The organism is Frankia sp. R43, from assembly GCF_001306465.1.
GTDB classification, from domain to species: domain Bacteria; phylum Actinomycetota; class Actinomycetes; order Frankiales; family Frankiaceae; genus Parafrankia; species Parafrankia irregularis.
In genome coordinates this window covers 196,688-211,494 of sequence record NZ_LFCW01000007.1, presented here as the reverse complement: position 1 = coordinate 211,494, position 14,807 = coordinate 196,688, and the positions used below count along the sequence as shown (strand labels likewise).

General features: G+C 71.3%; 14 protein-coding genes. 9 read left to right on the top strand and 5 right to left on the bottom strand.

All coding sequences use genetic code 11. The features are described from left to right. The first annotated feature begins 36 nt into the window (after positions 1-36). The 3 genes from ACG83_RS28485 to murD all read left to right on the top strand — a co-directional run bounded on the left by ACG83_RS28485 (position 37) and on the right by murD (position 4,412). Positions 37-1,401, top strand: a complete 1,365-nt coding sequence (locus ACG83_RS28485; RefSeq protein WP_152991538.1) for a KamA family radical SAM protein — start codon at positions 37-39, stop codon at positions 1,399-1,401. A gap of 172 nt (positions 1,402-1,573) precedes the next feature. Then, positions 1,574-3,013, top strand: coding sequence for a hypothetical protein (locus ACG83_RS28480; RefSeq protein WP_054569337.1), 1,440 nt, complete (start codon positions 1,574-1,576; stop codon positions 3,011-3,013). Then, complete coding sequence (gene murD, locus ACG83_RS28475) at positions 3,000-4,412, top strand: UDP-N-acetylmuramoyl-L-alanine--D-glutamate ligase (RefSeq protein WP_054569336.1); 1,413 nt, start codon at positions 3,000-3,002, stop codon at positions 4,410-4,412. Before ACG83_RS28480 ends, murD begins: the two co-directional genes overlap by 14 nt. A 238-nt stretch (positions 4,413-4,650) precedes the next feature. Here murD and ACG83_RS28470 read toward each other — a convergent pair whose 3' ends face one another. The 5 genes from ACG83_RS28470 to ACG83_RS28450 all read right to left on the bottom strand — a co-directional run bounded on the left by ACG83_RS28470 (position 4,651) and on the right by ACG83_RS28450 (position 9,499). After that, positions 4,651-5,841: an acyl-CoA dehydrogenase family protein gene (locus tag ACG83_RS28470; protein WP_054569335.1), complete on the bottom strand. Its 1,191-nt coding sequence runs from the start codon at positions 5,839-5,841 to the stop codon at positions 4,651-4,653. Next, positions 5,838-7,052 (bottom strand): acyl-CoA dehydrogenase family protein, encoded by a 1,215-nt coding sequence (locus tag ACG83_RS28465; RefSeq protein ID WP_054569334.1) that lies wholly within the window; start codon positions 7,050-7,052, stop codon positions 5,838-5,840. The genes ACG83_RS28470 and ACG83_RS28465 overlap by 4 nt, the downstream gene beginning before the upstream one ends. Beyond that, a complete protein-coding gene (locus ACG83_RS28460) occupies positions 7,045-8,280 on the bottom strand; it encodes an acyl-CoA dehydrogenase family protein (protein ID WP_054569333.1) in 1,236 nt (411 codons plus the stop codon). Before ACG83_RS28460 ends, ACG83_RS28465 begins: the two co-directional genes overlap by 8 nt. 168 nt (positions 8,281-8,448) lie before the next feature. Continuing rightward, a complete protein-coding gene (locus tag ACG83_RS28455) occupies positions 8,449-8,892 on the bottom strand; it encodes a nuclear transport factor 2 family protein (RefSeq protein WP_054569332.1) in 444 nt (147 codons plus the stop codon). Continuing rightward, positions 8,882-9,499 (bottom strand): TetR/AcrR family transcriptional regulator, encoded by a 618-nt coding sequence (locus ACG83_RS28450; RefSeq protein ID WP_054569331.1) that lies wholly within the window; start codon positions 9,497-9,499, stop codon positions 8,882-8,884. The genes ACG83_RS28455 and ACG83_RS28450 overlap by 11 nt, the downstream gene beginning before the upstream one ends. A 166-nt stretch (positions 9,500-9,665) precedes the next feature. Between ACG83_RS28450 and ACG83_RS28445 the strand changes: the two genes are divergently transcribed. The 6 genes from ACG83_RS28445 (at position 9,666) to ACG83_RS28420 (ending at position 14,750) form a co-directional block, all read left to right on the top strand. Then, entirely contained in the window at positions 9,666-10,721 is a 1,056-nt protein-coding gene (locus ACG83_RS28445) for a zinc-binding dehydrogenase (protein ID WP_054569330.1), read from the top strand. Between the two features lie 94 nt (positions 10,722-10,815). After that, positions 10,816-11,367, top strand: coding sequence for a nuclear transport factor 2 family protein (locus ACG83_RS28440; protein WP_054569329.1), 552 nt, complete (start codon positions 10,816-10,818; stop codon positions 11,365-11,367). 6 nt (positions 11,368-11,373) lie between these two features. Further along, entirely contained in the window at positions 11,374-12,231 is an 858-nt protein-coding gene (locus ACG83_RS28435; RefSeq protein ID WP_054569328.1) for an NAD(P)-dependent oxidoreductase, read from the top strand. Further along, positions 12,228-13,037 carry an NAD(P)-dependent oxidoreductase gene (locus ACG83_RS28430; RefSeq protein ID WP_054569327.1) on the top strand — a complete coding sequence of 270 codons (810 nt, stop codon included), beginning with the start codon at positions 12,228-12,230 and terminating at the stop codon, positions 13,035-13,037. Before ACG83_RS28435 ends, ACG83_RS28430 begins: the two co-directional genes overlap by 4 nt. Position 13,038: 1 nt before the next feature. Then, positions 13,039-13,920 carry a sugar phosphate isomerase/epimerase gene (locus ACG83_RS28425; RefSeq protein ID WP_054569326.1) on the top strand — a complete coding sequence of 294 codons (882 nt, stop codon included), beginning with the start codon at positions 13,039-13,041 and terminating at the stop codon, positions 13,918-13,920. Continuing rightward, on the top strand, positions 13,908-14,750 hold the full coding sequence (locus tag ACG83_RS28420) for an SDR family oxidoreductase (protein WP_054569325.1): 843 nt from the start codon (positions 13,908-13,910) through the stop codon (positions 14,748-14,750). Before ACG83_RS28425 ends, ACG83_RS28420 begins: the two co-directional genes overlap by 13 nt. Positions 14,751-14,807: the final 57 nt, after the last annotated feature.

Here is a 14,807-nt window from a genome sequence, read left to right as displayed (position 1 = left end):
CCGTCATACCCGAGCCGCCACACAGGAGCGCTCCTCTTGACCACACGCGAAACGCTCAGGCCGATCTCGGCGCCTGCCAGCCCCCGCTTCCACAATGCCGCATCGCTCGACGGCCTGCTCGAGCGGGCCGGCCTCGCCGGGCCCGACCGCCTGATGGCCCGCGCCGTCGCGGCCGTGCTGCCGTTCCGCGTCAACGACTACGTGGTCGACGCGCTCATCGACTGGGACGCGGCCCCCGACGACCCGATCTACCGGCTGGTCTTCCCGCAGCCGGACATGCTGCCCGCCGAGCAGGTGGCGCCGATCGCCCAGCTCCTGGCGCGCGGCGCGCCCACGCGTGAGGTCCAGGCCGCCGCGGCGGCGGTGCGTGCGGCGCTCAACCCGCATCCGGCGGGCCAGCGGGAGCTCAATGTCCCGGAGCTCGCCGGCACCCGCCTGGACGGGCTCCAGCACAAGTATCCCGAGACCGTCCTGTACTTCCCCGCCCACGGGCAGACCTGCCACGCGTACTGCACCTACTGTTTCCGGTGGGCGCAGTTCGTCCAGGAGCCGCACCTGCGGATGGCCTCGCGCAACGTGGACGACCTCGTGAGGTACGTACGTGCGCATCCCGAGGTCACCGACGTCCTGATCACCGGGGGCGACCCGATGGTGATGTCGGCCGAGATGCTGGCGCGGTGCGTGCTGCCGCTGCTCGACGAACCCGGGCTCGGGCACCTGCAGTCGATCCGGATCGGCACGAAGTCGTTGTCGTACTGGCCCGCGCGGTTCGTCACGGATCCGGGGGCCGACGACACCCTGCGGCTGTTCGAACGAGTGGTGGCCAGCGGGCGCAGCCTCGCCCTGATGGCCCACTACTCACACCCGCGTGAGCTGGAGACCGACCTCGCCGAGCACGCGGTGCGCCGGGTGCTCGCGACCGGGGCGGTGATCCGGACCCAGGGCCCGGTCATCCGCTCCGTGAACGACGACGCCGGGGCCTGGGCGGCCATGTGGCAGCGCCAGGTGCGGCTCGGCATGGTTCCGTACTACATGTTCGTGGAGCGTGACACCGGGCCGCGCGGCTACTTCGAGGTCGCGCTGCTGCGTGCCTACGAGATCTTCAGCGCCGCCTACCGCTCCGTGTCCGGTCTGGGACGCACCGTCCGTGGGCCGGTGATGTCCGCCACGCCGGGAAAGGTGGTGGTCGACGGTGTTCATACCGTGGGTGCGGAGAAGTACATCGCGCTGAGATTCCTGCAATGCCGCGATCCGGGACTGGTGAACCGGCCGTTTCTGGCCCGGTATGATCCGCGGGCGTGCTGGTGGGACGACCTGCGCCCACCGGTTGGCGCGGCGCCCGGCGTGCCGTGGTCCTCCTGGGGCGTGGACCACGGCCCCGATATTCCCCTGGCGCGGTAAGAAAACCGACCGCGGGCCCGGCCGGCTCGGGTGCGCTCCGTGCTCACTGCGGCTCACTGGTAGGATTGGCCTCCAGTGCCGGCACGGTGATGAGTTGCACGACGATAAGCTGCACAGTCGAAGTTGCATAGTCGAAGTTGCACGGTCGAGCGCGGGAGGAAATCCGAGCACGATGTTCGATCCGGCTGGATTCAGCGAATTCTCCTATGAGGGCTATTCCTTCGATTCGACCGGGGAGACGTTTCGCGCCTTCTACTCACTGCTGGGGCAGGCTGGGAGCATCGAGTTCGTCGAGACGATCCGCCTCCCGAACGGGAACCAGGGCCGGCCCGCTGGAGTGCCGTCGGCGCGGACGGCTCGGCTGCTGGCACTGGCGAGTGGCCTGAGCTACTACAAGGCGGCCGCTCCCGGTACCGTCCGGGTGGGGTTCGGTCTCACCGACGGAGAGCACACGTTCCTGTCGGAGCTGATCAGGAACGGGCTCGGCGAATTCGCGTTCCGTAACCAGCTGCCCGGCGCCCTCACGCCCCAGATCACGGGCAAGCGCCTGGACGAGGTCCCCGACGAGATCACGGGCGCGGGCGGCGGCGGAGCCGCTGGCGGCGGCGGCGGAGCTCGCGACGGTGGCGAAGCTGGCGGCGCGGTGGCCGCGGCGCCGGCCGCGCCGCTCGTTCCGGTCGGCGGCGGCAAGGACTCCGTGGTCACGATCGAGTCGCTGAAGGCCGCGGGCTTCGACCCGGTGCTCTTCTCCGTCAACACGTTCGCGCCGATCACCCGCTGCGCGCGGGTCAGCGGGCAGCCACTGGTCTCCGCCCAGAGGTCGATCGACCCCACCCTGCTCGAGGCCAACCGGCAGGGGGCTCACAACGGCCATGTGCCCGTCACCGCGGTCGTCAGCCTGATCGCCCTGATGGCCGCGGAGCGCCTGGGCCTCGGCCCGGTGGTCATGTCCAACGAGCGGTCGGCGGAATACGGAAACCTCTCCTGGAACGGCCACACCATCAATCATCAGTGGTCGAAGAGTATTCATTTCGAGGCTTTGCTCCGTTCGGCGTTGGAGCGTTCCGGGGGAGCTGCTTCCGGAGGAACCGGTGCCGACGCGTACTTCTCGCTGCTTCGCCCGCTCTCGGAGCTGGAGATCGCCCGCCGGTTCGCCGGGTTGCCGGCCTATTTCGAGGCTTTCACCAGCTGTAACCGCAGCTTCCGGATCGACGAGTCCAAGCGGGCGTCGTCCTGGTGCCGTGAATGCCCGAAGTGCCAGTTCGTCTTCCTGGTGCTCGCCCCCTTCATTTCGAGCGGGCGGCTGACGGAGATCTTCGGGGGAAACATGCTCGACGACCCGGCGAACCTCGACGGCTACCTGGAGATCCTGGGTCTTCGCGGGCACAAGCCCTTCGAATGCGTCGGCGAGTACGACGAGGCTCTGGTCGCCCTGGCCCGGCTGGGGCGCGATCCCGGGTGGGCCCGGGCCCGGCTGGTGGGGCCGCTCACCGACGAGATGCACGCCCAGGGCCAGGCCCCGGCCCCGGGGCTCGATGCCGCGTTGCTCGAGCCCTCGGCCACCCACTTCATCCCGCAGTCCTTCCGCGAGGCACTCGATGCGCTTGGCTGAGATCGCCACCAGGCGCGTCGGGATCTGGGGTCTCGGGCTGGAGGGGCGCGCCGTCCTCGGCGCCGTCGCGGCCTCGCCCGCCGGGGTGGTCGTCGTGGATGAGCGGGAGGCGTCCGCGCTCGCGGCCGAGCCTCTCCCCGGGGTCGACTACAACTGGGGTGCCGGCAGCCTGGAGCGGCTGCTCGACTGCGACCTCGTTGTGGTGAGCCCGGGGATACCGAGGACCCACCCGTTCCTGGAGACGCTGCGGGCGAAGGAGATCCACCTGACCTCGGGCTCCGCGGTCTGGCTCGAGTCCGAGGCCGCGCGGGCGGTCGGGGTCACCGGCACCAAGGGCAAGAGCACCACGGCGTCCCTCATCCACGCCATCCTGAGCCAGCCGACCGGCACCCGCTCCGGCTCCGGCTCCGGCTCCGGCTCCGGTTCCGGCTCCGGCACCGACGCGGGCGCCGTGCTCGCCGGGAACATCGGCCTGCCGCTGCTGGCCGTGCCGCCGGGCCCGGCCACGGTGGTCGCGGAGCTGTCGAGCTACCAGTGCTTCTGGATCACCCGGTCGCCGCGGGTGGCCGTCGTCACCAACCTCTACGAGGAGCACCTTCCCTGGCACGGCTCACTGGAGCGGTACTGGCAGGACAAGGCGCGGATCGCGGTGCACGGTGCCGCGGTGCTGGTCTGCGACGAGCCGACCCTGGCGAAGTTGGTCTCGGTCGAGCCGCGGGTCCGCGGGCTGCCCACCCTGTTGGCCGCCACGTCCGGCGAGGACATCGTGGACCGCGACGGCACCCGCCTGCTCACGGTGCGCGAACTGCCGCCGCACCTGCGGGCCGGCCATCTGGTCTCCAGCGTGCGACTGGCGGTGCTGGCCGCCGGCGCGGCCCTCGAAACACCGCTGTCGCCGGACGCCGTGCGCCGAGGCCTCGCCGGGCATGCGCCCCTCCCGCACCGGCTGGAGACGATCAGCCGTGACGGCGGGCTCGTCTGGGTCGACGACACGTTGTCCACCACGGCGAACAGTGTCGTCGCCGCGGTCGAGGCGTTCGACGCCGAGCACACGATCCTCATCGTCGGCGGTCAGGACCGCGGCATCTCCTACCAGCCGCTCAACGACTTCCTGCTGGGCAGCCCCCGCAGGGTGGACGTCATCGCGATTCCCTCGAACGGTCTCGCGACGGTCGCGGAGTTCGGCGAGCGCCACCCGGATCGGGTCCACCCCGCCGCCGGCCTGCGGGAAGCGGTGGCCCTGGCGGCCCGCCTGGGCTCGCCGGGCTGCCACGTGATTCTCTCGCCGGGCGCGCCGAGCTACGACCGGTACGCGAACTACGCCGAGAAGTCCGCGGAGTTCCACGACGCGGTGACCCGGCTCCACTCCCCGACCCCCCAGACCCCCCAGATCGCCTGACGGCCGGCGCTACCTGAGGGGCCGCCGCTGCTGCCGAGCACCGAGAAGTACTGGCGATTAACTCATTTTGGAACAATGGGGGACAGAGTCGTTTGACGGCTCGCAAGAAGTGAGGATTTCGGTTGTTGTCGCAGCCGATATCCTCACTTCTTGCTCGGTGACAACGACAACGACGGCTGCTGGACGACGAACATCTCCAGATCGTCGGATGGGCTGGCCCCGGCGGCGCTTCCGATCTCTAGCGTGGAGCTCCCGGCAGGTGCACCAGCGATGCCAGCAGGGCGCGATGGGCACCCGGGGTGCCGAACGCGATCTGGTCGGCCTTGGCCTTCTTCAGGTACAGATGCGCCGGGTACTCCCAGGTCATGCCGATGCCGCCGTGCAGCTGCACCGCCTCCTCCGCGGCGACGACCGCGAGGTCGCCGCAGAACGCCGCCGCGACGCTGGTGGCCACGGCCAGGTCCGGGTCGCCGGACGCCAGCGCCGCGGCGGCGTAGCGGGCGGCCGCCGCCGCGGACTCGACGCCGGCGTAGAGGTCGGCCAGCCGGTGCTTGAGTGCCTGGAAGCCACCGACCACCCGGCCGAACTGCCGACGTGTCCTGAGGTACTTCACGGTCTCGTCCAGGCACCAGCTCGCCACGCCGAGCTGCTCGGAGGCGAGCAGGGCGGTGCCCGCGGTCAGCCCGGCGCGGATCGCCCGCTCGGCGGCTCCGGGATCGTCCGGGTCGTCGAGCACCGGCGTGGCCTCGACGTCGAGCAGGTGCACATCGGCAAGCTGGCGGGTCATATCGAACGAGACCACGGGCCGCCGGTCCGCCGCGGCCGCGTCGACGGCGTAGAGCGTGACGTGGCCGTCCCGGTAAGCCGGCACCAGCAGCAGGTCCGCCTCCAGCGCGCCGGCCACGGTGGTCACCGTCCCGGTGAGCGTGTGCGGCCCGACAACGTCGACAGCGGTCAGCCGAGCGCCCCGCGCCTCCGAGCCCGGTGCATCCGAGCCCCGCGCCTCCGCGCCCGGCACCGCCGTGAACGGCGCTGCCGTGAACGGCACGGCCAGCGCCGCGGTCCGCTCACCGGCCGCGAGCGACGCCGTGAGCTTGGCCGCGGGTTCGGAACCCGCCGCCAGCAGTACCGTCGTCGCGACGACCGCGCTGGTCAGGAAGGGGACCGGTGCCGCCGCGCGGCCGAGCTCCTCCAGCACGACGGCGGCCTCCCGGGCGGAGGCACCGGCGCCGCCCCTGTCCTCGGGAACGAGCAGCCCGGCCAGGCCGAGATCGACAGCCAGGGCCTGCCAGAGCGGGTCGACGAACGTGCGGTCGCCGTCGTACACGGCGATGACCGCCGCCGGCGGGCAACGATCCGCGAGCAGGTCTCGCACGGTCGAACGCAGGTCGTCCTCGACCTCGGAGTAGAGCAGATCGAGATCTGTCACCGCGCTGTGTCCTTCCAGGGAACGTCCTTGTCGACGCGTGGCTCACCGGGCAGGCCGAGCACCCGCTCGGCCAGGATGTTGCGCAGGATCTCCGAGGTGCCGCCCTCGATCGAGTTTCCCTTGGCCCGCAGGTACCGGTAGCCGGCGTCGCGGGCGGTGAACTCGACCCGCTCCGGTCGGACCATCGTCCAGTCGGAGTAGCGCAGGCCTTCCTCCCCGAGCAGTTCGAGCTCGAGGCCGGACAGCTGCTGGTTGATGCGGGCGAAGGCCAGCTTGATGGCGGAGCCTTCCGGGCCGGGCTGCCCCTGGGCCAGCTTCTGCGCCAGCCGCCGACCGGTCAGCCGGGCGACCTCCGCCTCGACCCAGAGCTTCATCAGACGGTCGTGCAGCTCGGGCGTGCGCAGCTCGGGCCGTATCCGCCAGGTATCGGCGACGACTCCGATCATTCCGGCCTCGCGCACGGTCGCCTTGCCGCCGATCGAGACGCGCTCGTTGTTGAGCGTGCCGGTGGCCACCCGCCAGCCGTCTCCGATGGCCCCGAGGCGCTGGCTGTCCGGGATGCGGACGTCGGTGAGGAACACCTCGTTGAACTCCGCCTCGCCGGTGATCTGCCGCAGCGGGCGGACGTCGACCCCCGGATCGTGCATGTCGCACAGGAAGTAGGTCAGCCCGCGGTGCTTGGGCAGGTCGATGTCGGTGCGGGCGACGAGGATCGCCAGGTCGGAGTGATGGGCGCCCGACGTCCACACCTTCTGCCCGTTGACGATCCAGGTGTCGCCGTCACGTACGGCGCGGGTGGCCACATTGGCGAGGTCCGAACCGGCGCCCGGCTCGCTGAACAGCTGGCACCAGATCTCCTCTCCGGTCCACAGCGGGCGCAGGTACCGCCGCTTCTGCTCCTCCGTCCCGAAGGCGGCGATCGTGGGCGCGGCCATGCCGAGCCCGATGCCGTTGGCGTGCGGCCGGTTGTCGGGCGCGCCGGCGGCGGTGAAGCTCGCGTCCACCTCGGACTGGTACGACTGCCCCAGCCCCAGACCGCCGTGGCCGACGGGAAACGCGACCCAGGCCAGGCCGGCGTCGTACCGGGCACGCAGGAACTCCAACCGGTCCGCGTCGGTGCGCACGCCCGCCGGGTCATGGTCCGCGAGGAACGTCCGCACCCGTGTGCGCAGGTCCGCGTGGATCGCCTGGATCGCGTGCTCGTCAGCCACGGCGGGCCTCCCGTGCCTTGGCCTGGCGGCGCAGCTCGGCCCGCGCCAGGGCGTTCTTGTGGACCTCGTCGGGGCCGTCGGCGAACCGCAGGGTCCGGATGCCGGCGTAGTGGCGGGCGAGGGGAAAGTCCGGCGAGAGCCCGCCGGCGCCGTGGGTCTGGATGGCCTTGTCGAGGATCCACTGCACGGTCGCCGGCGTCGCGATCTTGATGGCCTGGATCTCGGTGTGGGCGCCCTTGTTGCCGACCGTGTCCATCAGCCAGGCCGTCTTGAGCACGAGCAGGCGCAGCTGTTCGACCCGGACCCGGGACTCGGCGATCCAGTCCCTGATCACGCCCTGCTCCGAGAGCGGCCGGCCGAACGCGACCCGGCCCTCCACCCGCTCGCACATCAGCGCGATCGCCTTCTCCGCGACGCCGATGGAGCGCATGCAGTGGTGGATCCGGCCGGGGCCGAGGCGGGCCTGCGCGATCGCGAACCCCGACCCCTGCTCGCCGACGAGGTTCGCGGCGGGCACCCGGACGTCGTGGAAGGCCAGCTCGGCGTGGCCACCGTGATCGTGGTCGTCGTACCCGTAGACCTCCAGGCCACGTCTGATCTCCACACCGGGGGTGTCGCGGGGGACGAGGATCATCGACTGCTGCCGGTGGCGGTCGGCACCGGGGTCGGTCTTCCCCATCACGATGAGGATCCGCGCGTTGGGGTTCATCGCCCCGGTGATCCACCACTTGCGGCCGTTGACGACGTACTCGTCGCCGTCCCGGGTGATCCGGGTGGCGATGTTGGTCGCGTCGGAGGAGGCCACGTCGGGCTCGGTCATGGCGAAGGCGCTGCGGATCTCGCCGGCCAGCAGCGGCTCCAGCCAGGCCCGCTTCTGTTCCGGCGTGCCGAAGTCGCGCAGTACCTCCATGTTGCCCGTGTCGGGGGCCGAGCAGTTGACCGCGGCCGGCGCGAGACGGCAGTGACCGGTGATCTCGGCAAGCGGTGCGTACTGCAGGTTGGTCAGGCCTGCGCCGTCGTCGCCGGGCAGGAAGAGGTTCCACAGGCCCCGCTTACGCGCCTGCGCACGCAGATCCACGAGCGCTGGGACGGTGTCCCACGCCCACCGGTCCGGCTGCGCGGCGAGCTGGGAGTCGAAGTCCGCCTCCGCCGGCTCGACGCACGTCTGCACGAAGTCGAGCAGGTCGGCCCGCAGGTCCTCGGTACGGGCGTCGAGCGAGAACTCCATCGGCCCCTCCAGAGACTGGTCGGTGGGATGCCGCCGCCGTCCGGCACAGCGACTGACTAAGCGACCGCTTATTTCTGGCTGTCAGCCTGCCGTCAGCTTCCCGCGGTGTCAACCACTGCTCTGGCGGCGCGCCCCGGCGAGCCCACGACCAGGAACGACAGGCGGTGATCAGGAACCGCCGCCAGCCGCGTCCGCAGGCGCTCCGACGGAGCCGGTGTGGACGGAGGTGAAATGCCGGCGGGCGATCCGCCAGCCGCCCGCGGTCCGGACGAGATCGTCGTCGTAGAAGCCGTGCGCGGTGACACCGCTGCGCCCGTCCACCGACATGATCAGCGCGTTGACATAGGTGCGCGCCCGGGCGCGGTCACCGTCACCGTCACCGTCGAGGCGGATGTCGATGTTGCTGAGGCTGTGCATGGTGTGGCCGAGGGGGGCGTGCAGGGCGGTGAAGACCTCGGTGAACGCCGCCGCGCCCCGCCACGAGCCGATCTCGCCGTAGTCCAGGTCGCAGTCGTCGGTGAAGCACGATCGGAACAGATCCCAGTCGCGGCGGTCGATACCGGTCGAGTAGCGCAGCAGCACGTCGGCGATCGCGTCGCGGTCACTGGTCATGGTTCTCCGTTCGGATGGGGACCGCCTGGGGCCGCAGCACCCGGAGGATCATTTCGACGGTGCGCTCGATGGGGCGGCGGCGGGCGGTGGCGTTGAACAGCAGCGTGCGGGTCAGGACGGCGCCGAGGAGCAGGTCGAAGACGTCGTCCGGGTCCACGGCGGGGTCGACGCTGCCCGCCGGGGCGGCGCACAGGATGTCCTGGAACTGCGGCCGCGCCGACACCCGCAGGTAGAGCTCCGGCGGGCGTTGCCGGCCGCCGGTCTGGTAGTGGGCTAGCAGGCCGGCGGCGGCCGCGCGTGCCGCCGGTGCGTCGAAGGCCGCCACATAGGCGCGGATGAAGCGGCGCAGGTCGCGCCGGAGGTCCCCGGTCGGCCGGACGCTGAGCGGGCTGAGGCCGGGAAACGTGGCCTCCTCGATCAGCTCGATCCGCGACCCCCAGCGGCGGTAGATGGCGGAGGCGTGGACCCCGGAGTGCCCGGCGACCGCCTGGATGGTCGTCGCGTCGAAGCCGCGCTGCACGAGCAGTTCGCGGGTCGCGGCCAGTGCCCGCTCGTCGATGCTCGTGTCGCGGGGACGACCCGGGCGCCGGCGGGCGGGCTCTGTCATGACAGCGATCGTAACGCCGTGGCGCCTCCGGCCAGCGCGGTCGGCGCCAATTTACAGGACAAGATCTTCCATAATTTTTTAGGACAGGCTCTTCTATAACTCCGGAACCGTGGCTACAGTCCCGTGACGGGGCAGGCCCCGTCACACGAACGAGAGGGAGCGGCTGATGCGTGCTGCGGTGCTGCGGGGCGGAACGGTGCGGGCGCGCGTCATCGACGATCCGGTCCCGGGGCCGGGGCAGCTGCTCGTCCGGTCGCTCGCCTGCGGGATCTGCGCGTCGGACATCCACTTCATGGACCACCTGGAAGCCGGTGCCGACGACGACAGCGGCATGTCGACCTACGACCGGGACGTCGACATCGTCATGGGCCACGAGTACTGCGCCGAGGTCGTCGACCACGGCCCGGGCACCGAGCGCCGGATCCCGATCGGCACCCGGGTGAGCTCACTGCCGGTCCTGTCCACCGGTACCGGCCGCAGGATCATCGGCCAGAACCCCGAGTCGCCCGGCGGGTTCGGCGAGTACTTCCTGCTGGACGAGTCCCTCACCCGCGTCGCGGCCTCGGAGCTCCCGAGCGAGATCGTGTGCATCGCCGACGCGATCTCGGTCGGCTGGTCGGCCGCCTCCCGCGCCCAGCTGACGACGCAGGAGGTACCGCTGGTCATCGGTTGCGGGGCGATCGCCCTGTCGGTGATCGCCCAGCTGCGGCGCCTCGGCGTGGGCCCGATCATCGCGGTCGACTTCGTGGCCTCCCGGCGCGCGACCGCGCTGGCCATGGGTGCCGACGTGGTCATCGACCCCGCCGAGATCTCGCCCTACCAGGCCTGGCGGGACGTCGCCCACGGCTCACCCGAGTCGACGAAGGAGATGATCGCGATGGCCGGCCTGCCCGGCTGCGTCGTCTTCGAGTGCGTCGGCGTCCCCGGTGTCCTCGACTCGATCATCAGGGGGTGCGAGCGCGGCACCCGGATCTTCTCCATGGGCGGCCCGCCGGAGGGCGACCACCTGAGTACCCTGATCGCCAAGCGGAAGGGCCTGAACATCCAGTTCGGCGGCGGCCCGTCGCTGCGGCACTGGGACGAGGCGTTCGAAGCGGTCTGCTCGGGCAGCCTCGACGTCACCCCGATGCTCGGCCGGACGGTCGGGCTCGACGAGGTCGCGGCGGCCCTCGATGCGTCCCGCGACGCCGACGGGCCGGTCCGCATCGTCGTCGTCCCCTGAGCCGCGTCCCCTGAGCCGCGTCCACTGAACCGCGTCCCCTGAGCCGCGTCGCCGTCCCCGCGCCGCATCGCCGTCCCTGGAAGGGCTGTCGCGTATGAGCGAGATCGACGATCTTCGTGCCGTGGTCGAGAAGCTGGCGGCCCGGGTCCATGCCCTGGAGGACCAGGTCGAGATCATGCAGCTCGTCGCCCAGTACGGGCCCGCCGTCGACAGCGGCTCAGCCGAGGCCGCGGCGGCGCTGTGGACCGAGGACGGCACCTTCGACGCCGTTCCCCACCTGCGGATGCGGGGTCGGGGCGACATCGTCGACATGGTCGAAGGCGGCCACCAGAGCCTGATCCGCAACGGCTGCGGCCACGTCCTGACGGTGCCGCACATCGTGGTCGACGGCGATGAGGCGACCGGCCGCAGCTACGCGCTCAACATCCGCTGGGATGCCGGCGCCGACCGGTTCTGGGTCGCCAGGGTCTCCGCGAACACCTGGCGCTGGGCGCGCACCGCGCAGGGCTGGCGCATCACCGAGCGGATCAACGCCAACCTCGACGGCACGCCCGAGCACCGCGAGATGCTGGCCCCGCCGTGGCAGCGGCCCCCGTCGGCGCCGTCGTCCGTTCCCGCTGGGCCAGCACGCTCTCTGGAGGATTGAGGATCAATGAGGATCGGGTTCATCGGAGCGGGTCGCATGGGCCGGCCGATGGTCGACCGGCTGATCGCCGCGGGCCACGAGGTGACCGTCCTGGCGCGCAGCCCGCAGGCCCGGGCGGCGGCTGAGGCCGACGGGCTGACCTGCGCCTCCACGGTTTCGGCGACGGTCCGTGACGCCGACGCGGTGTTCGTCGCCGTCCTGACCGACGATCAGGTCCGCTCGGTGTGCCTCGGCCCGGAAGGTGCTGTCGCGGCCATGCGGCCGGAGGCCACGCTCGTCCAGCACACGACGTCCGACCCGCAGACCGCGCATCTGCTCGCCGAGGCGGGATCAGGCCGGGGGATCGGGGTGCTCGACGCCGCGCTCTCGGGCGGCCCGCACGACGTCGCCGCGGGCCGGCTGACGTTGTGGGTGGGTGGCGACGAGGCCCTGCTGGACCGGATGCGTCCGGTGCTCGGCACGTACGCGTCACCCGTCATGTCCGTCGGGCCGGTCGGCAACGGCCAGCGAGTGAAGCTGGTGAACAACGCGCTGTTCGTGGCGCAGGTGGGGCTCGCGATCGACGCGGTGCGCCTCGCGGGCTCGCTCGGGATCGAGGAGTCGGCGATTCTGGCCGCCCTCCAACACGGCAGCGGCGCCAGCCGTGGCCTGGGTGTCGTCGCCGGCGGCGGTTCGGTCGACGCCGTCGCGGGCCGCATCGGCGACCTCATGCTGAAGGACGTCACGGTGGTGCGCGAGGTCGCCCGAAGCGCGGGTGCGGACCTCGGAATCATCGGCACGGTCCTGGCCTCGGAGGCGGTGGAGAAGAAGGTGCTGCGCCCGCCGAATACGCCGGAGTCGACATCCGTGGGGAGGGCACGGTGAGGGTTGGATTCATCGGGCTCGGCAGCATGGGGCTACCGATGGCACAGCGGATCCAGGCCGCGGGCCACGAGCTGACCGCCTACGCCCGGCGGCCGGCTTCTCTGGAACCGCTCGCGGGCACCGGTGCGAAGGTCGCGGCGACCCCGGCGGAGCTGGGGGCGGCGGTCGAGACCGTTGGCATCTGTGTCTTCGACGCGGCGGGTGTGGAGGAGGTCATGTTCGGCCCGAACGGCTTGGCCGAAACCCTCGAACCCGGCGCGGTGGTACTTGTGCACAGCACGGTGGCGCCCGCGCACATACAGAAGATCGCCCGACAGGCGGCGACCCACGGCCTCCGCGTTCTCGATGCGCCGGTGAGCGGCGGCGGTCCACGGGCGCTGACCGGCGAACTGACCATCATGGTCGGCGGCGACGCCGAGGCTCTCGCTGATGTCGCCGACGTGATGTCGGCGCTGTCCAACCATGTCGTGCACCTCGGCGGGATCGGGACGGGTTCGTACGCGAAGCTCATCAACAACACCATGTTCTCCGCGCAGGTCGCTCTCGCGGACGAAGCGATGAAGGCAGGGCGGTCGCTCGGTGTCGATCCCGCTGGCCTCGCGGCGATCCTGACGACGAGCAGCTCGGCGTGCGTGGCATCCGCGATGTTGCTGCGGGTGGGCTCCATCGCGGCTCTCGCGGATTCTCCCGCCAACCTGCCGCTTACCAAGGACGTCACATTGATGGCGGACGTCCTGGGCGATGCGCCCGGAAAGGAACTCGTCGAGGTGGCGCGGCGCTTCGTCACCGCGATCCGGTCCAGCTGACATGGAACGACTGGGGATAGAGCATCAGACTGTCTTCGGGCTACCGCCGGTGGAGTTCGTGAACCTGGCCGCCGACCTCGGCTGCCGGTACATCGCCGTGGTGCTTTCCGGAAACCCGGTCAACCCGGACGGATACCAGCCGTTCTCGCTGCGGGATGACGCCGGGCTGCGGCGGAGAACAGCGGCCGCCCTGCGTGACCGCGATGTGTCGATCTCGCTCGCCGAGGGCTTCGTGGTCCGTCCAGGCAGCGACATGCGCGCTCATGCGGCTGATCTGGACACGATGGCCGAGCTCGGTGTCGCGATGGTCAACACCGTGACCATGGACCCGGACGTCGAGCGCAGCCTGGACGAGTTCGGGGTGCTCGCCGAGATGGCCGGTGAGCGGGGGATGGAAACGACGGTCGAGTTCGCGCCCTCGTTGACGATCAGCAGTCTCGACGCCGCGCTGGCCGCGGTGCGCCACGTCGCGCGCCCGGACTTCCGGCTACTGATCGACACCATGCATCTCGTACGTTCCGGGCACACTGCGGCCGACCTGGCCACCGTCGACCCCACGCTGATCGGCTACGCGCAGCTCAGCGACAACACCCTCCAACAGCGCGGCTCGGTCTACCGCGAGGACTCGATCAACCGGATGGTGCCGGGCGAGGGCGAGCTACCGCTGCGGCAGATCCTCGCGGCGCTCCCGCCGGGCATCGTGATCGGCCTCGAGGTCCCCATGCTGTCCCGGGCCCGGGCCGGCGAGTCGACGGAGGCACGGGCCCGCTGGTGCGTCGAGGCCGCACGCGCCCTCCTCGCCTCGGCGGGGGCCGGTCGAGCCGCACCCAAAGACGCCAACGAGCCACCAGGAACGCCGAGAGACGAGGAATGGACAGCGTGAAAACGAGTGCGTACGGGCCGTGGGGGATTGTGGCCGGCGGATCGGACGGAGTAGGGGCCGCGTTCGCCCACGAGATGGCCGCCAGGGGCCTGAACGTCGTGCTGGTGGCACGTCGGGTCGCCGTGCTGGAGGCGTTCGCGGCGGAACTCCGCGCGAAGCACGGCGTCGAGGTCCGCGCGGTCGCGCTCGATCTGAGTGCCCCGGGCGCGGTGGCGGAGCTCGCGAGCGCGACGTCCGACATCGAGATCGGGCTCTTCGTCTACAACGCCGGCGGCGACGACTTCAGCACCCCGTTCCTCGACAAGGATCTCGGCACCCACCTGCAGCTGATCCACCGCAACTGCGACAGCGTGCTCGAGGCGGCCTACCGCTTCGGCGGGCCGATGGTGGCGCGCGGGCGGGGCGGCGTGGTGATCGTGACGTCGGGAGCGGCCTGGGTGGGTGGTGCCACGCTCGCCGCCTACGGTGCCACCAAGGCGTTCGACCTCGTCCTGGCCGAGGCGCTGTGGGCCGAATGGCGTTCCAGCGGGGTCGACGTCCTGGGCCTGGTGCTCGGCAAGACCGACACACCGTCGATGCGCCGGGTGTTCGACGCCAAGGGCGAGCCGTACGGCGACACCGCCGACCCCGCCGACGTCGCCCGGGAGGCGCTCGACCACCTCGCCGACGGCCCGACCTGGATCTTCGGTAGCGCGGACCCGACCGGTGGTTCGCCGTTCGGCGCGATGTCCCGCCGGGACGCGGTGCTCGCGATGAGCCGGGCCAGCTCCGGCTCCACCGGCCACCCGGCCGACGTGCCTACCGCGCTGGGAACCGATCCGTCGGCGTGATGGGCGCGAACGATCCCGGTGCCGGATCCGCGGTTCGGCGCCGCCGCGGTTCCGCGG